The organism is Streptomyces sp. S4.7 (assembly GCF_010384365.1).
Taxonomy (GTDB): Bacteria; Actinomycetota; Actinomycetes; order Streptomycetales; family Streptomycetaceae; genus Streptomyces.
This window is the reverse complement of record NZ_CP048397.1, coordinates 6,541,225-6,556,219: the sequence shown is the minus strand read 5'-3', so window position 1 is coordinate 6,556,219 and position 14,995 is coordinate 6,541,225. Positions and strand designations below refer to the sequence as shown.

Here is a 14,995-nt window from a genome sequence, read left to right as displayed (position 1 = left end):
GCCGTGGCGGGGACCTGCCTTGTGTCAGACACGGGCGAGCTCCTTCGTACCGAAGAGCCCGGCGGGCCGGACCAGCAGCACCGCGACCATCACGAGATACGGCGCGAGGTCGCCGAATCCGCGCCCGAGGAAGGTCAGATCGCTCTGGTAGCCGGTGGCGAAGGACTCGGTGACGCCGACGATGAGTCCCCCGGCGAGCGCCCCGGTCGTGGAGTCGAGGCCGCCGAGAATCGCGGCCGGGAAGGCCTTGAGCGCGGCGAGGGAGGTGGCGCGTTCGAGGCCGGGGGTCGGGAAGACCGTGAGGAAGAGGGCGGCGACGGCGGCGAGCGAGCCCGCGACCGCCCAGGCGGAGAGCGAGACCCGGCCGAGGCGTACGCCCATGAGCGCGGCGGTCTGCGGGTTCTCCGCCGCCGCGCGCATCGCGACGCCCCAGGTCGTGTAGCGGAAGGCGAGCAGGAACGCGGTGATCAGCAGCGCCGCCGCGACGAACGCCGCGACCCGGGTCTGGGCGATGGTGATGTCGCCGATGGTGAGGAGTTCGTCGCCCCACGGGTCGCCGAGCGCCAGGACGTCGGTGCCGATGCGGCGGGTGAGTTCGGTGGTGAGGAGGATGTCGACGCCGATGGTGACGATGGCGAGGACGCTGTGGTCGGCGCCCCGGTAGCGGCGCATGACGGTGTACTCGACGGCGGACCCGACGACGGCGGCGCCCGCGATGCCGGCGGCGAGTGCGGGCCAGAAGCCGATGTCGTCGTGGAGCACGGCGGTGACGTAGCCGCCAGCGAGGAGGAGCGAGGCGTGGGCGAAGTTGACCACTTCGGTGGCCTTGAAGATGACGACGAAGCCGAGGGCGATCAGGGCGTAGACGGAGCCCATGGAGAGTCCGCCGAGGAGGAGTTCGACGAAGGTGGTCATGACGTGGCCTCCTCGTTGGTGTCACTGTTCTCGGCGCTCTCGCCGAGGTAGGCGCGGACGACGGCCGGATCGCTCTGCACCTGGGCGGGCGTACCGCCGGCGATCCGCCGTCCGAAGTCGAGTACGGTCACGGCGTCGGCGAGCCGCATCACCACCCCCATGTCGTGTTCGACCAGCACGATCGAGATGCCGAGGCTGTCGCGTACGCCGGCCACGACGGCCGCCGTACGGCGCCGTTCGTCGGCCGTCATCCCGGCGACGGGTTCGTCCAGGAGCAGCACCGCGGGCTCCATGCACAGGGCACGGCCCAGCTCGACGAGCTTCTGTTTTCCGTACGGGAGGGATCCCGCCGGCCGGTCCAGATCGCCGGCCAGTCCCACGAACTCGGCGATCTCGCCGACCCTGGCCCGGTGTTCGCGGGCCTCGCGGGCGGCGGACGGCAGACGGAGCCCGGTGGCGAGGAAACCGGCGCGGGTGAGGCGGTGGCGGCCGAGCAGCATGCTGTCGGCGACGGTCGCGTGCGGCGGGAGCGCGAGGTTCTGGAAGGTGCGGGCGACGCCGAGCGCGGCGATACGGTGCGGGGGGAGCCCGGTGAGTTCGGCCGCGCCGAGGCGGACGCTGCCGGAGGTCGCGCGGTAGACGCCGGACAGGACGTTGAAGCAGGTGGACTTGCCCGCGCCGTTGGGGCCGATGACGGCGTGGACGCTGCCGGGTTCGACCGTGAAGGAGACGGAGTCGAGCGCGGTGAGTCCGGCGAACCGGACGGTGACGTCGGTGACGGTGAGGGCGGGGCTCTCCACGGATCCGGCCCCGTACGGGGCCGTGTCGGCGTCCGTGCCGCCCGCGGCGTGCCCGACCGTCCGTTCGGGATGTCCGGGCGACGTACGGCCCGCCGGAGCGGCCGGCCTCTTCTCGGAGTCCGTCACGCGCTCCACCTCCGCAGCACCGGCGCGCGGTCCTGGGCCAGGCCCGCGTCCTCGGCGGCCGTCTCGTCGACGACTCCGAGGTAGCGGCGGCGTACCTCGTCGGAGGAGGCCAGTTCGGCCGCGTCCCCTTCGAGCGTGACCTCGCCGACCTCCAGGACGTACGCGCGGGACGCGAGCCGCAGCGCCATGGCCGCGTTCTGCTCGACCAGCAGGACGGCCGTGCCCCTGGCGTTGATCTGCTGGATCGTCTCGCCGATCCGGGCGGCCATGAGGGGGGCGAGTCCGAGGGACGGTTCGTCCAGGAGGAGCAGCCGGGGGCGTGCCATCAGGCCCCGGCCGAGGGCGAGCATCTGCTGTTCGCCGCCGGAGAGAAGTCCGGCGCGCTGGCCCGCGCGGTCCGCGAGTACGGGGAACAGTTCGTGCACCTCGGCGAGGGACGCCGCGTACCGCTTGCGGCCGCCGGACGCGCCGAGCGCGCCGGCCCGCAGGTTGTCGGCGACCGTCATACGGGCGAACACCTGGCGCCCTTCGGGCACTTGGACGACACCGGCCGCGACGACACCGGCGGCGCTCAGTTGGCCGATGGGCCGGCCGTCGAAGTGGACGGTGCCGCCGCCCGCCGTACCCCGATGGAAGCCGAGGGTGCGGGAAATGGCTCTCAGCAGCGTGGACTTGCCCGCGCCGTTGCCTCCGAGCACTGCGGTGATCCCGCCGGACGGTACGTCGAGGGACACCTCGTGCAGGGCGCGTACCGGACCGTAACCGACGGACAGGGCACGCACTTCGAGCGCGGCCATGCATTCTCCTCTGCGTTTTGCCGGGCGTTTCTTCGGATGCCGCTGGACTCGGCCGTCCTGGTTCGGCAGTCCTGATTCGGATGTCCTGATTCGGATGTCCTGACATGCCGTGGAGGGACACCTCAGCACCGGGCCGGGGCACCGTCCACGGCGCGGGACCGAATCGCTGCCGATGACCAGCGGTGCGGCGGCCGGATTGTGCACGCGCACAAGGGCTGTCGCACCACGCCTCCCGGTGGCATTCTCACCAGTCATGGGTGGCCGCAGAGCGCGCACTGATCGTGAGTGGTCGGTCCTGGTGACCGCGTCCCGGGTGCTGCTGGAGCGTGTACCGGCGCTGGCCGACCAGTTGATGGACGAACTCACGCTCCACTCCGAGCAGTTCGACGCGGCGGTGCCGCGTGACGAGCACTGGCGGCAGATCAACGAGGCGATGCGGTACGGGATCGAGGCGATCGCGGCCCCGCGTACGGCGCCGCGCCGCGATCTGGCGTACGCGGAACAGCTGGGGCGGCAGCGGGCGGAGCAGGGTCTGGCGCTCGATCTGCTGCTGCACGCCTACCGGCACGCGGGCTATCTGGTGTGGGACGAACTGCTGCGGATCGTCACCGAGGAGGATCCCGACGACTTACCGATGCTCGTGCACACGGCGTCGCAGATGTGGGCGGGCGTCGACCGGCAGGCGACGGCGGTCGCGGAGGCGTACCGCAGTACGGAGCAGTCGATGCGACGGCGCAGCGACGAACGGGTGCAGGCGCTGCTCGACGCGCTGCTGGAGGGCCGCTCGACGCCCGGCCTCGCGGCGCGGGCCGCCGCCGGTCTCGACCTGCCCGAGCAGGGGCGTTACGCGGTGGTGGTCGTCCGGGTGGAGCGGCGGGACGGACGGGAGCCGTTCCGGCGGGTGGCCGTGGCGGAGGGGATGCGGTTCTTCTGGCGGATGCGGACGGACTGCGAGATCGCGGTCGTCGCGTTCGACGGCGAGACGGGTCTCGCGGAGCTGACGGCGGAGCTGGTGCGGCCCTGCCAGGGGCCGGGCGGTGTCAGCCCGGTCGTGGACAGCCTGTCGGGCCTGGGCCAGGCGCGCCGACTGGCCGAGACGGCGCTGCGTACGCTCCCGCCGGACGCGCAGCGGATCGTCCGCCTGGACGAACGCCTTCCGACGGCCCTGGTGGTCAGCCAGCCGGAACTGGCGGCCCGTCTGATCGCCGACGTGTTCGGCCCGCTGCTGGACCTGGACCCGGCGGACCGCGCGGTCCTGCTGGAGACGCTGGACGCGTGGCTGGAGTACGGGGGGTCGGCGGGGCGCGCGGCGACGCGTCTGTACTGCCACCGCAACACGGTCTTCAACCGCCTGCGCCGCCTGGAACAACTGACGTCGCGCTCCCTGTCCCGCCCCCGGGACCTGATCGAAATGACCCTGGCGCTCGACGCGTTCCGGCTGACGCCGGGGTGAGGGAGGGCTGCCCGGTGCCGGTCGTGTCCTCGATCGCCGGACGGGCTTGTTCTGCCCCCCGGCGATCGAGGACCGCGGCGGGCCCGGAAGGAAGCGCCGTCCACCCCCAGGGCGGGGCCCGCGGCGGCCGGCGCGGTGCATCGCAAGACTGAGGACCGGCGTGGTGGACGAACCAGCCGTACCCGGCCGACCCCGAAATCGCGGCGGGGTGCCGTGCCAGGCGTCCGGGCCCCCGAAGATCCGCCGGACACGGCCCAGCCCGCGGCGGGCCCGCGCGTCAGGTCAGGTAGTCGCGCGCGATACCCGTCGACATGCGCTCCAGCAGCGGTCCCGCCTCCGCCATGCAGCGGGCCGGGTCCGGCTCCAGGTCCGTCAGGGCGTACGCGCGGCGGATTCCCGCGCGGCCGAGGGCCTCCGCGGGCAGCGCCAGTCGGCCACAGACCGCGATCACCTCGATGCCCCGCGCGCGGGCCGCCGCCGCGACGCCCGCCGGGGCCTTGCCGTGCAGCGTCTGTTCGTCCAGCGATCCCTCGCCGGTGATGACGAGCGTGGCCCGGGCCAGCGCGGGGCCGAAGCCGAGCACGTCGAGCATGACCTCGATGCCGGGCCGGAAACTCGCGGCGAGTCCGACGAGGGCGCCGTAGCCGATACCGCCCGCGGCGCCGGCGCCGGGTGAGAGCGCGGATTCGGCCACCCCGGCCCCGGCGGTCTTCTCCAGGACGCGGGCGTAGTGTGCGAGGGCCGCGTCGAGCGTGTCGACGTCCTCGGGGGACGCGCCTTTCTGCGGGCCGTAGATCGCCGCGGCGCCTTTCGGTCCGGTCAGCGGGTTGTCGACGTCGCTGGCGAGGACGATGTCCGTCGCGGCGATACGGGGGTCGAGCCCGGACAGGTCCACCGTCGCGAGATCACGCAGCCCGCCGCCGCCCGGTCCCACCGGCTGCCCGTCGGCGTCCAGGAAGCGTCCGCCGAGCGCGGCCAGCATGCCCGCGCCGCCGTCCGTCGTGGCGCTGCCGCCGACACCGAACACGATGGTGCGCGCGCCCGCGTCGAGCGCGGCGCGCAGCAGTTCGCCGGAGCCGTACGTACCGGCCGTCAGCGGTGCGAAAACGCCCTTCGGGAGGTGCTGGAGACCCGATGCCTCGGCCATCTCCACGACGGCCGTGCCGTCGCGCAGCGCGTACGCCGCGGTCAGTTCGTCGCCGAGCGGCCCGGTGACCCGTACCTCACGCCGTTCGAACCCGGCCGCCACCGCCGCGGCCACGGTGCCGTCACCGCCGTCCGCGACGGGCAGTGCCTCGACCGTCACGTCGGGGGCGGCCCGGCGCAGCCCGGCCGTCACCCGCTCCGCGACCTCCACTGCCGTGAGCGAGCCCTTGAACTTGTCCGCCGCGACGAGCACGTGCGCGGCCTCGGTTACTGCTCCGTCCGTCACCTTGTCATCCTTTGCTTTCGAACAGGCAGTCGCGCCGCACCGACCCTATCCGGACCCCCGGCCTCCTGCCCATGGGCGGCGCTCATCACCGGAGCGCCGATAGGGCCGACAAACCGCCCATAGACATGGGTGCGGTCACGGGGCCGTGAGGGGACCTCTGAACTAGGCTTTCCGCGTGACGACCTCTCGCGATGCCGACTACCTCTCCTACATCGCCGGGCTGCCCCGTGTGCTCGCCGGTGCCGCCGCGCTCTGCCGGGACAAGGAGGGTCGGGTGCTGATCGTCGAGCCCGGCTACCGGCCGGGCTGGGCGCTGCCCGGCGGGACGATCGAGTCGGACGAGGGCGAGACGCCCCGGCAGGCCGCGCGGCGCGAGACGCTCGAAGAGATCGGGCTGGACGTCGAGTTGGGGCGGCTGTTGGTGGTGGACTGGAGTCAGGCACCGGACCGGCCGCCCATCGCCGCGTATCTGTACGACGGCGGTGTGCTGGATGACGAGCGGCTCGGTGAGATCCGGCTCCAGCACGAGGAGTTGCTCTCCTGGCGCCTCGTGGAGCGTGCCAGGATCCCCGAGTTGATGATCGGCTCGCTCGGCGGCCGCATCCTGGCGGGGCTCGACGTGCTCGAAGCCGGCACGGGAGCCGTGGAGTTGGAGAACGGCCTGCGGGTCGGGTGACCCTCTCGCGGTGACGTCGGTTCACATCGCGTTGGCTCGCCGTGCACGCGCGCCCTGCATGATCCAGAATCCCAAGGCCCAGGACACCGGAGGGAACATGCGACGGCAGATTCGCGGCTGGCTGACAGCCGTGCTCACCACGGCGGTTGTGGCGGCGGGCGCGGTGACCGCGTCGGCGCGGACGGCGGAAGCGGCGGAAGCGGCGGAAGCGGCGAAGACGGCGTACGCGACACCCACTGCGCCGGCGGGGACCGGCTCCGGGCGGGGCGCGCCCAGGACCCCCGCGCTCCCGGCGACCGTGGACGGCGGCGCCTGGAAGTCGGGCCATGTCCAGGGCATGGCCGTCGACCGCCGCAAGGGCTTCATGTACTTCTCGTTCACCAACCTCCTGGTCAAGACCGACCTCGCGGGCAAGCCGGTCGGCTCGGTCACCGGCTTCACCGGGCACCTCGGGGACCTGGACTTCAACACCAGGGACGGCAGGGTCTACGGCTCCCTGGAGTACAAGGCGGCGGAGGCCTTCTACATCGCGATCTTCGACGGTGACCGCATCACCGAGATGGACATGGACGCCCAGACGACCGATGTCGTCTCGACCGTCCATCTCCAGGAGGTCGTGGACGACTACACGGCCGACATGGACGGCGACGGCGTCTTCGACGGCAACACCGCCAAGACCGCCGACCACCGCTATGGATGCAGCGGCATCGACGGTGTGGCGTTCGGCCCCGCCTTCGACGACAAACGGCGCGACAACGGGCGGGGCCAGGCGCGCAGGCAGCTGCTCACGGTCGCGTACGGTGTCTACGCCAACACCACCCGGCAGGACAACGACAACCAGGTGCTGCTCCAGTACGACATCCGGCGGTGGAAGGAGTTCGAGCGCCCGCTGACCGAGGCCGACCCGCACACCAGCGGCCCCGGATCGCCCGACGGCAAGTACTTCAGCTACACCGGCAACACCACCTACGGCGTCCAGAACCTCGACTACGACGCGCACACCGGCAACTGGCTGATGGCCGCGTACAAGGGCACCAAGACGCAGTTCCCCAGCTACTCCCTCTTCGTGCTCGACGGCTCCCAGCACCCGGTCACGGGCCCCGTCAGCGGCCAGCCGGTACCGGAGCGGGGGCGGCTGCTGCCGCTCCTGGCGCGGGGGCTCCACCACCCGCCGTCCGGCATCCACGGCTGGGAGTCGACCGGTCAGTACGGGCTCGTGTCGCTCGACGACGGGCGCTACTACCTCGCCGAGGCCGGCACGGTCGTGGAGGACGGCGTCACCAAGCAGACGGGCAGGGCGGTCATGAACCACTGGACCGGCGGGACGCCCACCCCCTTCACCCCGGTCGCCGCCGTCGCCTCCGACAGCGTGACCGCCCCCTCCGACTACGCCGGCCACGCGCCCCACCCGGGTCACCTCGGCCACCTCCGTTAGAGGCACGAACAGAAGGCACCGCCCGTCGCAGCAATCGGGTCGCCCGTCCCCGGCTCCGCCGCATACCCTCGCTGCATGACTCTCGTCGCGATTTTCAGCGGCGCCGGGATCTCCACGGACTCCGGCATTCCCGACTACCGGGGGCCGGACGGTGTGTGGCGGCGTGACCCCGCGGCCGAGAAGCTGGTGACGTACGACTCGTACATGAACGACCCGGAGATCCGCCGACGCTCCTGGCGGATGCGCCGTGACAGCCCGGTCTTCCGTGCCGAGCCGAACGTCGCCCACCGTGCCGTCGCCGAGCTCGACCGGGTGGGCGACGGCGCGGTCCGGGTGATCACGCAGAACGTCGACGGGCTTCACCAGCTCGCCGGGACCCCCGCCCGCAAGGTGCTCGAACTGCACGGCACGGCGAGGGCGGTGGTCTGCACGGGGTGCCGGGCAAGGTCCTCCATGGAGGAGGCGCTGGCCCGTGTCGAGGCGGGCGAGGACGATCCGCCGTGCACCGTGTGCGGCGCCGTACTGAAGTCGGCGACGGTCATGTTCGGCGAACGGCTCGACCCGCACGTCCTCGGGCAGGCCATGTCGATCGCCAAGGCGTGCGACGTCTTCATCGCCGTGGGGTCGACCCTCCAGGTGCAGCCCGCCGCCTCACTGGCGGGGATCGCGGCCGAGCACGGCGCACGGCTCGTCGTGATGAACGCCGAGCCGACGCCGTACGACGACCGGGCCGACGAGATCATTCGCGAGCCGATCGGCACGGCGCTGCCCACGCTGCTGAAGCGGTTCCACGCCGGCTGAGGGCAACGGCGGCGGGGACGGGGCGGATACGGCAGCGGGGCGGGGACGGGCCCTCGGTCAGAAGAGTGTGCCCGCCCCGTCCGCCCCCGGCCCCGTACCCACCCGCGCCGCGCCCTCGAAGGCCAGCAGCCGCTGTTTGCGGTCCAGTCCGCCGCCGTATCCGGTGAGACTCCCCGTCGAGCCGATCACCCGGTGGCACGGCACGATGATGCCCACCGGGTTCCTGCCGTTGGCCAGTCCGACCGCGCGTGAGGCCCCCGACTTGCCCAGGGCGTCGGCCAGTTGGCCGTACGACCGGGTCTCGCCGTACGGGATCGCCACCAGTTGCTCCCAGACGCTGCGCTGGAACGGCGTGCCGTTCAGCCGCAGCGGCACGTCGAACCCGGTGCGCTCGCCGGCGAAGTACTGGTCGAGCTGGTCGATCACGACACCGAAGGGGCGTGCGTCGACCTCTCCGAACGTCTCCTGCGGCGGGCGGTGGCGCTGCTCGGTCATGTAGAGGGCGCTCAGCACCCCCTCGGTCGCCACCAGGGTCAGCGGCCCGTACGGGCTGTCGATCACGGTGTGTGATCTGGTCATGCGGTGAACTCCTTTATGCGGGAAGGACGTTGATGGCGTGGTCCTCGGTGGCCCAGAGGTACTGCACGGCGTACGCGCGCCAGGGCCGCCAGGCGGCGGCGCGTGCGGTGAGCGCGGCGGGCGTCGACGGCAGCCCCAGTGCCTGCGCGGACCGCCGGACACCGAGGTCGCCGGGCAGGAAGGCGTCCGGGTCGCCGAGCGCGCGCATCGCGATCAACTCGACGGTCCAGGGACCGAATCCGGGGAGCGCGTGCAGCCGCGCCCTGGCCTCGTCCCAGTCGCTGTCCGTGCCCAGCGGGAGCGTGCCGTCGGCCAGCGCGGCGACCAGGGTCGTGAGCGTGGCGCGGCGGCTGCGCGGCAGCGCGAGGGATTCGGGGTCCAGGGCCGCCAGCGCTTGCGTCGTGGGGAAGAGATGGGTGAGCCCGCCCTCGGGGTCGTCCACGGGTGTGCCGTACGCCGTGACGAGACGGGCCGCGTGCGTGCGCGCGGCGGCGGTCGACACCTGCTGGCCGAGCACCGCGCGTACGGCGAACTCGGCGGCGTCGACGGTGCCCGGCACCCGGCGACCGGGCGCCTTGTCGACCAGCGGGGCCAGCAGCGGATCGGTGCGCAACTGCTCGTCCACGGCGACCGGGTCGGCGTCCAGGTCGAGCATGCGGCGGCAGCGGCTGATGGCGACGGTGAGATCGCGCGGGTCGGTCAGCGCGAGCCGGCAGGCGATGTGGCCGGGGCGCGGTGTCAGGGCCACGATGCCGTGCCCGTACGGAAGGCGGAGCGTGCGCCGGTACGCGCCGTCCCGCCACTCCTCGACGCCCGGGACCGCCGTCGCCGCCAGGTGACCGAAGAGGTTGTCGGGGGTCAGCGGTGCGCGGAAGGGCAGCCGCAGGCTGATCACGCCGGGTGTCCGGGGTCCGGGGGCGGCGTTGTCCGGGCGCCGGGCGCCGCGTGCGCGCAGTTCGGTGGGGGCGAGCGCGAACACCTCGCGGACGGTGTCGTTGAAGGCGCGGACGGAGGAGAAGCCGGCGGCGAAGGCGACCTCCGCCATCGGCAGCGCGGTCGTCTCGATGAGCAGCCGGGCGGTCTGGGCCCGCTGGGCGCGCGCCAGGGCGAGCGGCCCGGCGCCGAGCTCGGCGAGCAGTTGCCGCTCGATCTGCCGCTGCGAGTAGCCGAGCCGCCCGGCGAGCCCGGTGACGCCTTCGCGGTCGACGATGCCGTCATGTATGAGCCGCATGGCGCGGGCGACGGAGTCGGCGCGGGCGTTCCACTCGGGCGAGCCGGGGCTGGTGTCGGGCCGGCAGCGCTTGCAGGCGCGGAATCCGGCCTGCTGGCAGGAGGCCGCGCTGGGGTGGAAGACCATGTTCTCGGCCTTGGGGGGCACGACCGGGCAGCTGGGACGGCAGTAGATACCGGTGGTCAGGACGGCGGTGAAGAACCATCCGTCGAATCGCGCGTCCTTGGACCGGACGGCACGCAGGCAGCGCTCGGTGTCGGTGTGCATGCGTCAAGCATCGGTCACGCGGGGTGGGCGGGGCTGGCGGGAATCCGACATCAACCTCACGCTGCCAGAGGTCATCTGCCAGGGGTCATGGCGCCGCCCGGCTTGTGCCGCGCTCGTCCTCGATCGCCGGCCGGGCCGCATGCGCCGCCCGTCCGGCGATCGGGGACAGTGCCCCCGGACCTGAAACTCAGCCCGCCCGGAGCCTGCGCCACACCGCCTTCGCCGCGTTCTGGCCCGACATGCCGTGCACGCCCGGCCCCGGCGGGGTCGAGGACGAGCAGATGAAGACCGCCGGGTGCGGGGTGCTGTACGGCGACAGGGAGAGCTTGGGACGCACCAGCAGCCGCAGACCCGCGACGGAGCCGCTCGCGATGTCCCCGCCCACGTAATTGGCGTTACGGGCGGCCAGCTCTCGCGGGCCGGCGGTCGCACGGGCCAGGACACGGTCCCGGAAGCCTGGCGCGAAGCGCTCGATCTGCCGCTCCATCGCGTCGGTCAGGTCGCCCTCCCAGGCGTGCGGCACATGGCCGTACGCCCAGAAGACATGCTTGCCCTCGGGGGCGCGGGACGGGTCCACCAGGCTGGGCTGGGCGGTGATCAGGAACGGTGTGGCGGGAGCGCTGCCGCCGTACGCCAGATTCAGCGCGGTGCTGATCTCCCCCTTCGTGGGCCCCACCTGGACGGTGCCGGCCCGGCGCGCGGCCTCCGCCGTCCAGGGCACGGGCCCGTCCAGCGCGTAGTCGATCTTGAACACGGCTGGGCCGTACTTGTACGAGTCGTACGCCCTGCCGAGGCCCGCGATACGGGCGAGCGCGGTCGGCGTGGTGTCGAAGACGTACGCACGGGCGGGGGGCAGGTCGTCGAGCCGCTTGACCTCGAATCCGGTGTGGACCGTGCCGCCGAGGTCGCGCAGATAGGCGGCGAGCGCGTCCGAGATGGACTGGGAGCCGCCGCGCGGCAGCGGCCAGCCGTTCTCGTGCGCGGCGAGCGCGAACATCAGCCCGACCCCGCCGGTCGCGATCCCGCTCAGCGGAGCGATGACATGGGCGACGAGTCCGGCGAACAGCCCCTTCGCCTTCTCGTCCTTGAAGCGCCTCATCAGCACGTTCGACGACGGGATCCCGGCCAGCCCGAAGCGGGCGAGCGTGAGGGTGTCGTGCGGCAGGCCCCTGGGGGGCAGTGCCATGAAGTCCCGCGCGAAGCTGTCCCACTTGCCGAGGAAGGGGGCGAGGAGGCGGCGGTACGCTCCCGCGTCGCGCGGGCCGAGGGAGGCGGCGGTCTCGGCGACGGAGCGGGACAGCACGGCGGCCGTGCCGTCGTCCCAGGGGTGGGCCATGGGCAGCTCGGGGTGCAGCCACTCCAGGCCGAACCGCGCGAGGGGCATGTCGTTGAACGCGGGCGATCCGACGCCCAGCGGATGCACGGCGGAACACGGGTCGTGACGGAAGCCGGGCAGCGTCAGCTCCTCGGTCCTCGCTCCCCCGCCCACGGTGTCACAGGCCTCGAACACGGCGACGGAGAATCCTCGCCGGGCCAGCTCGACCGCGGCGGTCAACCCGTTGGGGCCCGCCCCCACGACGACGGCATCGAGCATCGACGGCACCTTCGGACTCCTTCGTCAGCCGATGGCAGAGGAACCAGGATATTCCTGGCTCCCGACACGGCGTCGGCGGGGCGACGGATGCGGCCCGTCCACGAGCCACCGGCTCCGTCAGTCGCCCGGACCCGCCCCGGCCCCGGCCTCCGCCGGTTCCCCCGCCAGCAGGTGCTCCCGCACCCGCCGCGCGGTCACCGCGTCCCGTGCCGCCGTGAACGGCAGCGCGTTGCCTCCCGTGATCCGGAAGGGCTCGCCCGTGAGCGTCGTCTGCGCGCCGCCCGCCTCCGTCACCAGCAGCAGGCCCGCCGCGTGGTCCCAGGCCAGCTCCCAGCTGAAGGCGACGGCGTCGAGCGCGCCGCGCGCGATGTCCAGATACTCCAGCCCGGCAGACCCGCACGGCCGGGCGGCGATGTCGTCGGCGCTCCGGACGCCCAGCAGCGCCCGCTTCTCCTCGGGCGTCGTGTAGTCCGGGTGCGATGTCGCGACGTCGAGCACCGCGTCGGGCGCGGGGGCGCCGCAGCTCAGCGGGACACCGTCCAGCCGGGCGCCCCGGCCTCGTACGGCGGTCGCCATCTCGTCCGTCGCGGGCGCGTACGTCCAGGAGGCCAGCACCTCGCCGCCCTGGGCGAGCGCGACGAGCATGCAGAAACCGGGCTCGCCCCGGACGAACTGGCGGGTGCCGTCGACGGGGTCGACTATCCACACCGGCGCCTCGCCGCTCAGCGCCCCGTACACGGCCGGGTCGGCGTGCACCGCCTCCTCGCCCACCACCACCGAGCCGGGCAGGAGCGCCGTGAGGGCCGCGGTCAGGTGCTCCTCGGCACCCCGGTCGGCGCTGGTCACCAGGTCGTGGGGGCCGGACTTCTCGACGATCTCGTGGGCGGCGAGCTGCCGGTAGCGCGGCATGATCTCGGCGGCGGCGGCAGCGCGCATCGCCGCCTCGACAGCGGAAAGGTCACCGTTCAGGAAGTCATCGATCATGCCTCAAGAGAACCACAGAGGTGCGACAACGCAGGTGGGAGCGGAGATGACGGCTCGATGGCGGCCGGGCGTCCGGCCACCGCACGGCATTCACCGGCCCACGGCGTACCCCTGCATACCGCGCGGGTTGGCCGCGGCGAGTAGCACTCCCGTGCGCGGGTCCCTGGCGACCGCGCAGAGCCGCCCCTCGGACCAGGGTTCGCCGACGGTGACGTCGTGGCCCCGCTCGCGCAGTCCGTCCACGACGGACGCGTCCGTGGCGGCCTCCACGGTGACACTGCCCGGCCGCATCCCGCGCGGATAGAAGGAGCTGGGGAAGCTGTCGTTGTGCCAGTTGGGCGCGTCGATCGCGCCCTGGAGGTCGAGTCCGCCGCGTACGCGCGGGCGCAGCGCGACGGCCAGGAAGAAGTGGAGCTGCCACTGGTCCTGCTGGTCGCCGCCGGGGGTGCCGAAGGCCAGGACGGGGGTGCCGTCGCGCAGGGCGACGGACGGTGTGAGCGTGGTACGCGGCCTGCGGCCCGGCGTGAGGGAGTTGGGCAGTCCGGGCTCCAGCCAGGCCATCTGGAGGCGGGTGCCGAGCGGGAAGCCGAGTTCGGGCACGACGGGGTTGGACTGGAGCCAGCCGCCGCTCGGTGTCGCGGCGATCATGTTGCCCCAGCGGTCCACGACGTCGAGGTGGCAGGTGTCGCCGCGGGTCGCGCCGTTTTGGGCGACGGTCGGCTCGCCCGCGCCCGCCGCCGGTACGCCGAGGGCGTCGAAGCCGGCCTCTCCGGCGGCGACGGCGGCGGCGTGGGCGCTGAGGACGGGCGTGCGTCCGTCGGGGCTGCCGGGGCGCAGTTCGTAGGAGGCCCTGTCGCCGACCAGGGCGCGGCGTGCCGCGTTGTACGGCTCCGAGAGCAGTGTGCCGAGCGGTACCTCGGCGGCGTCGCCGTACCAGGCCTCGCGGTCGGCCATGGCCAGCTTGCAGCCCTCCGTGAGGAGGTGGACGTACTCCGCGGAGCCGTACGCCGGAAGCTCGGGCACGGGCGGCAGGAGGGCGAGTTGCTGGAGGAAGGCGGGGCCCTGGCTCCAGCCGGCGGCCTTGCAGAGGGTCCAGCCGTTCCAGTCGTACGTCGCCGGCCTCTCGTACGTCGCGGACCAGCCGGCCAGGTCGGCGGCCGTGAGGGTGCCGGTGTGACGGGAGCCGCTGGTGTCGAGGGTGGGGCGGTCGGACTGGCGTATCAGCGCGTCGGCGATGAATCCCGTGCGCCAGATCGAGCGCGCGGCCTCGATCTGCGCGACGCGGTCCTCGCCGCCCGTCTCCTCGGCTTCGGCCGTCAGCCGTCGCCAGGTCGCGGCCAGGGCGGGGTTGCGCAACAGCTCTCCGGGGGCGGGGGCCCGGCCGCCGGGCAGGTAGACGTCGGCCGACGAGGTCCACTCGGTCTCGAACAGCTCGCGGACGCTCTCCACGGTCTGGCCGACGCGCTCGACGGGCGCGTGGCCGTCCTCGGCGTAGCCGATGGCGTAGCGCAGCACCTGCGCGAGGGATTTGGTGCCGTGGTCGCGCAGCAGCACCATCCACGCGTCGAAGGCGCCGGGCACGGCGGCGGCGAGCGGTCCGGTGCCGGGGACGAGTTCGAGACCGAGTGAGCGGTAGTGCCCGACCGTGGCCCCGGCGGGCGCGGGTCCCTGGCCGCAGAGCACCCGGACCTCGCCGTCGGCGGGGGCGAGGATGATCGGCACCTCGCCGCCCGGCCCGTTGAGGTGAGGCTCCACGACGTGCAGGACGAACCCGGCGGCCACGGCGGCGTCGTAGGCGTTGCCGCCGTCCTCCAGGACGGCCATCGCCGACTGCGAGGCGAGCCAGTGGGTGGAGGACACCATGCCGAAGGTGCCCTGGAGGGTGGGGCGGGTGGTGAACATACG

At 73.1% G+C, this 14,995-nt stretch carries 13 protein-coding genes; 4 read left to right on the top strand and 9 right to left on the bottom strand.

Annotated elements, in window-relative coordinates:
- Positions 1–24 precede the first annotated feature (24 nt).
- The 3 genes from SSPS47_RS29160 to SSPS47_RS29150 form a co-directional block, all read right to left on the bottom strand.
- Positions 25–915, bottom strand: coding sequence for a branched-chain amino acid ABC transporter permease (locus SSPS47_RS29160; RefSeq protein WP_164253549.1), 891 nt, complete (start codon positions 913–915; stop codon positions 25–27).
- Positions 912–1,715, bottom strand: coding sequence for an ABC transporter ATP-binding protein (locus SSPS47_RS29155; RefSeq protein WP_164255137.1), 804 nt, complete (start codon positions 1,713–1,715; stop codon positions 912–914). The genes SSPS47_RS29160 and SSPS47_RS29155 overlap by 4 nt, the downstream gene beginning before the upstream one ends.
- A gap of 122 nt (positions 1,716–1,837) precedes the next feature.
- Positions 1,838–2,638 (bottom strand): ABC transporter ATP-binding protein, encoded by an 801-nt coding sequence (locus SSPS47_RS29150; protein WP_147876463.1) that lies wholly within the window; start codon positions 2,636–2,638, stop codon positions 1,838–1,840.
- 253 nt (positions 2,639–2,891) lie between these two features.
- Between SSPS47_RS29150 and SSPS47_RS29145 the strand changes: the two genes are divergently transcribed.
- Positions 2,892–4,091, top strand: coding sequence for a PucR family transcriptional regulator (locus SSPS47_RS29145; protein ID WP_164253548.1), 1,200 nt, complete (start codon positions 2,892–2,894; stop codon positions 4,089–4,091).
- Positions 4,092–4,368: 277 nt separating this feature from the next.
- On the opposite strand, the gene SSPS47_RS29140 is transcribed toward SSPS47_RS29145, so the two are convergent.
- Complete coding sequence (locus tag SSPS47_RS29140) at positions 4,369–5,523, bottom strand: glycerate kinase (protein ID WP_164253547.1); 1,155 nt, start codon at positions 5,521–5,523, stop codon at positions 4,369–4,371.
- A gap of 175 nt (positions 5,524–5,698) precedes the next feature.
- On the opposite strand from SSPS47_RS29140, the gene SSPS47_RS29135 reads away from it, so the two are divergent.
- From SSPS47_RS29135 to SSPS47_RS29125, 3 genes are all read left to right on the top strand, one after another.
- Positions 5,699–6,199: an NUDIX hydrolase gene (locus SSPS47_RS29135; RefSeq protein ID WP_164253546.1), complete on the top strand. Its 501-nt coding sequence runs from the start codon at positions 5,699–5,701 to the stop codon at positions 6,197–6,199.
- A 97-nt stretch (positions 6,200–6,296) separates the two neighbouring features.
- Positions 6,297–7,634 (top strand): hypothetical protein, encoded by a 1,338-nt coding sequence (locus tag SSPS47_RS29130; protein WP_239065102.1) that lies wholly within the window; start codon positions 6,297–6,299, stop codon positions 7,632–7,634.
- 75 nt (positions 7,635–7,709) lie between these two features.
- Positions 7,710–8,435 (top strand): Sir2 family NAD-dependent protein deacetylase, encoded by a 726-nt coding sequence (locus tag SSPS47_RS29125; protein ID WP_164253545.1) that lies wholly within the window; start codon positions 7,710–7,712, stop codon positions 8,433–8,435.
- A gap of 57 nt (positions 8,436–8,492) precedes the next feature.
- Here the strand turns inward: SSPS47_RS29125 and SSPS47_RS29120 are convergent, their stop codons facing one another.
- From SSPS47_RS29120 to SSPS47_RS29100, 5 genes are all read right to left on the bottom strand, one after another.
- Entirely contained in the window at positions 8,493–9,014 is a 522-nt protein-coding gene (locus SSPS47_RS29120) for a methylated-DNA--[protein]-cysteine S-methyltransferase (RefSeq protein WP_164253544.1), read from the bottom strand.
- A gap of 13 nt (positions 9,015–9,027) precedes the next feature.
- Positions 9,028–10,512: an AlkA N-terminal domain-containing protein gene (locus SSPS47_RS29115; protein WP_164253543.1), complete on the bottom strand. Its 1,485-nt coding sequence runs from the start codon at positions 10,510–10,512 to the stop codon at positions 9,028–9,030.
- A 187-nt stretch (positions 10,513–10,699) separates the two neighbouring features.
- Positions 10,700–12,115 (bottom strand): NAD(P)/FAD-dependent oxidoreductase, encoded by a 1,416-nt coding sequence (locus SSPS47_RS29110; protein WP_164253542.1) that lies wholly within the window; start codon positions 12,113–12,115, stop codon positions 10,700–10,702.
- Between the two features lie 108 nt (positions 12,116–12,223).
- Entirely contained in the window at positions 12,224–13,090 is an 867-nt protein-coding gene (locus SSPS47_RS29105) for an inositol monophosphatase family protein (protein WP_164253541.1), read from the bottom strand.
- Between the two features lie 90 nt (positions 13,091–13,180).
- Positions 13,181–14,992, bottom strand: coding sequence for a gamma-glutamyltransferase (locus tag SSPS47_RS29100; RefSeq protein ID WP_164253540.1), 1,812 nt, complete (start codon positions 14,990–14,992; stop codon positions 13,181–13,183).
- Between the last annotated feature and the right edge of the window lie 3 nt (positions 14,993–14,995).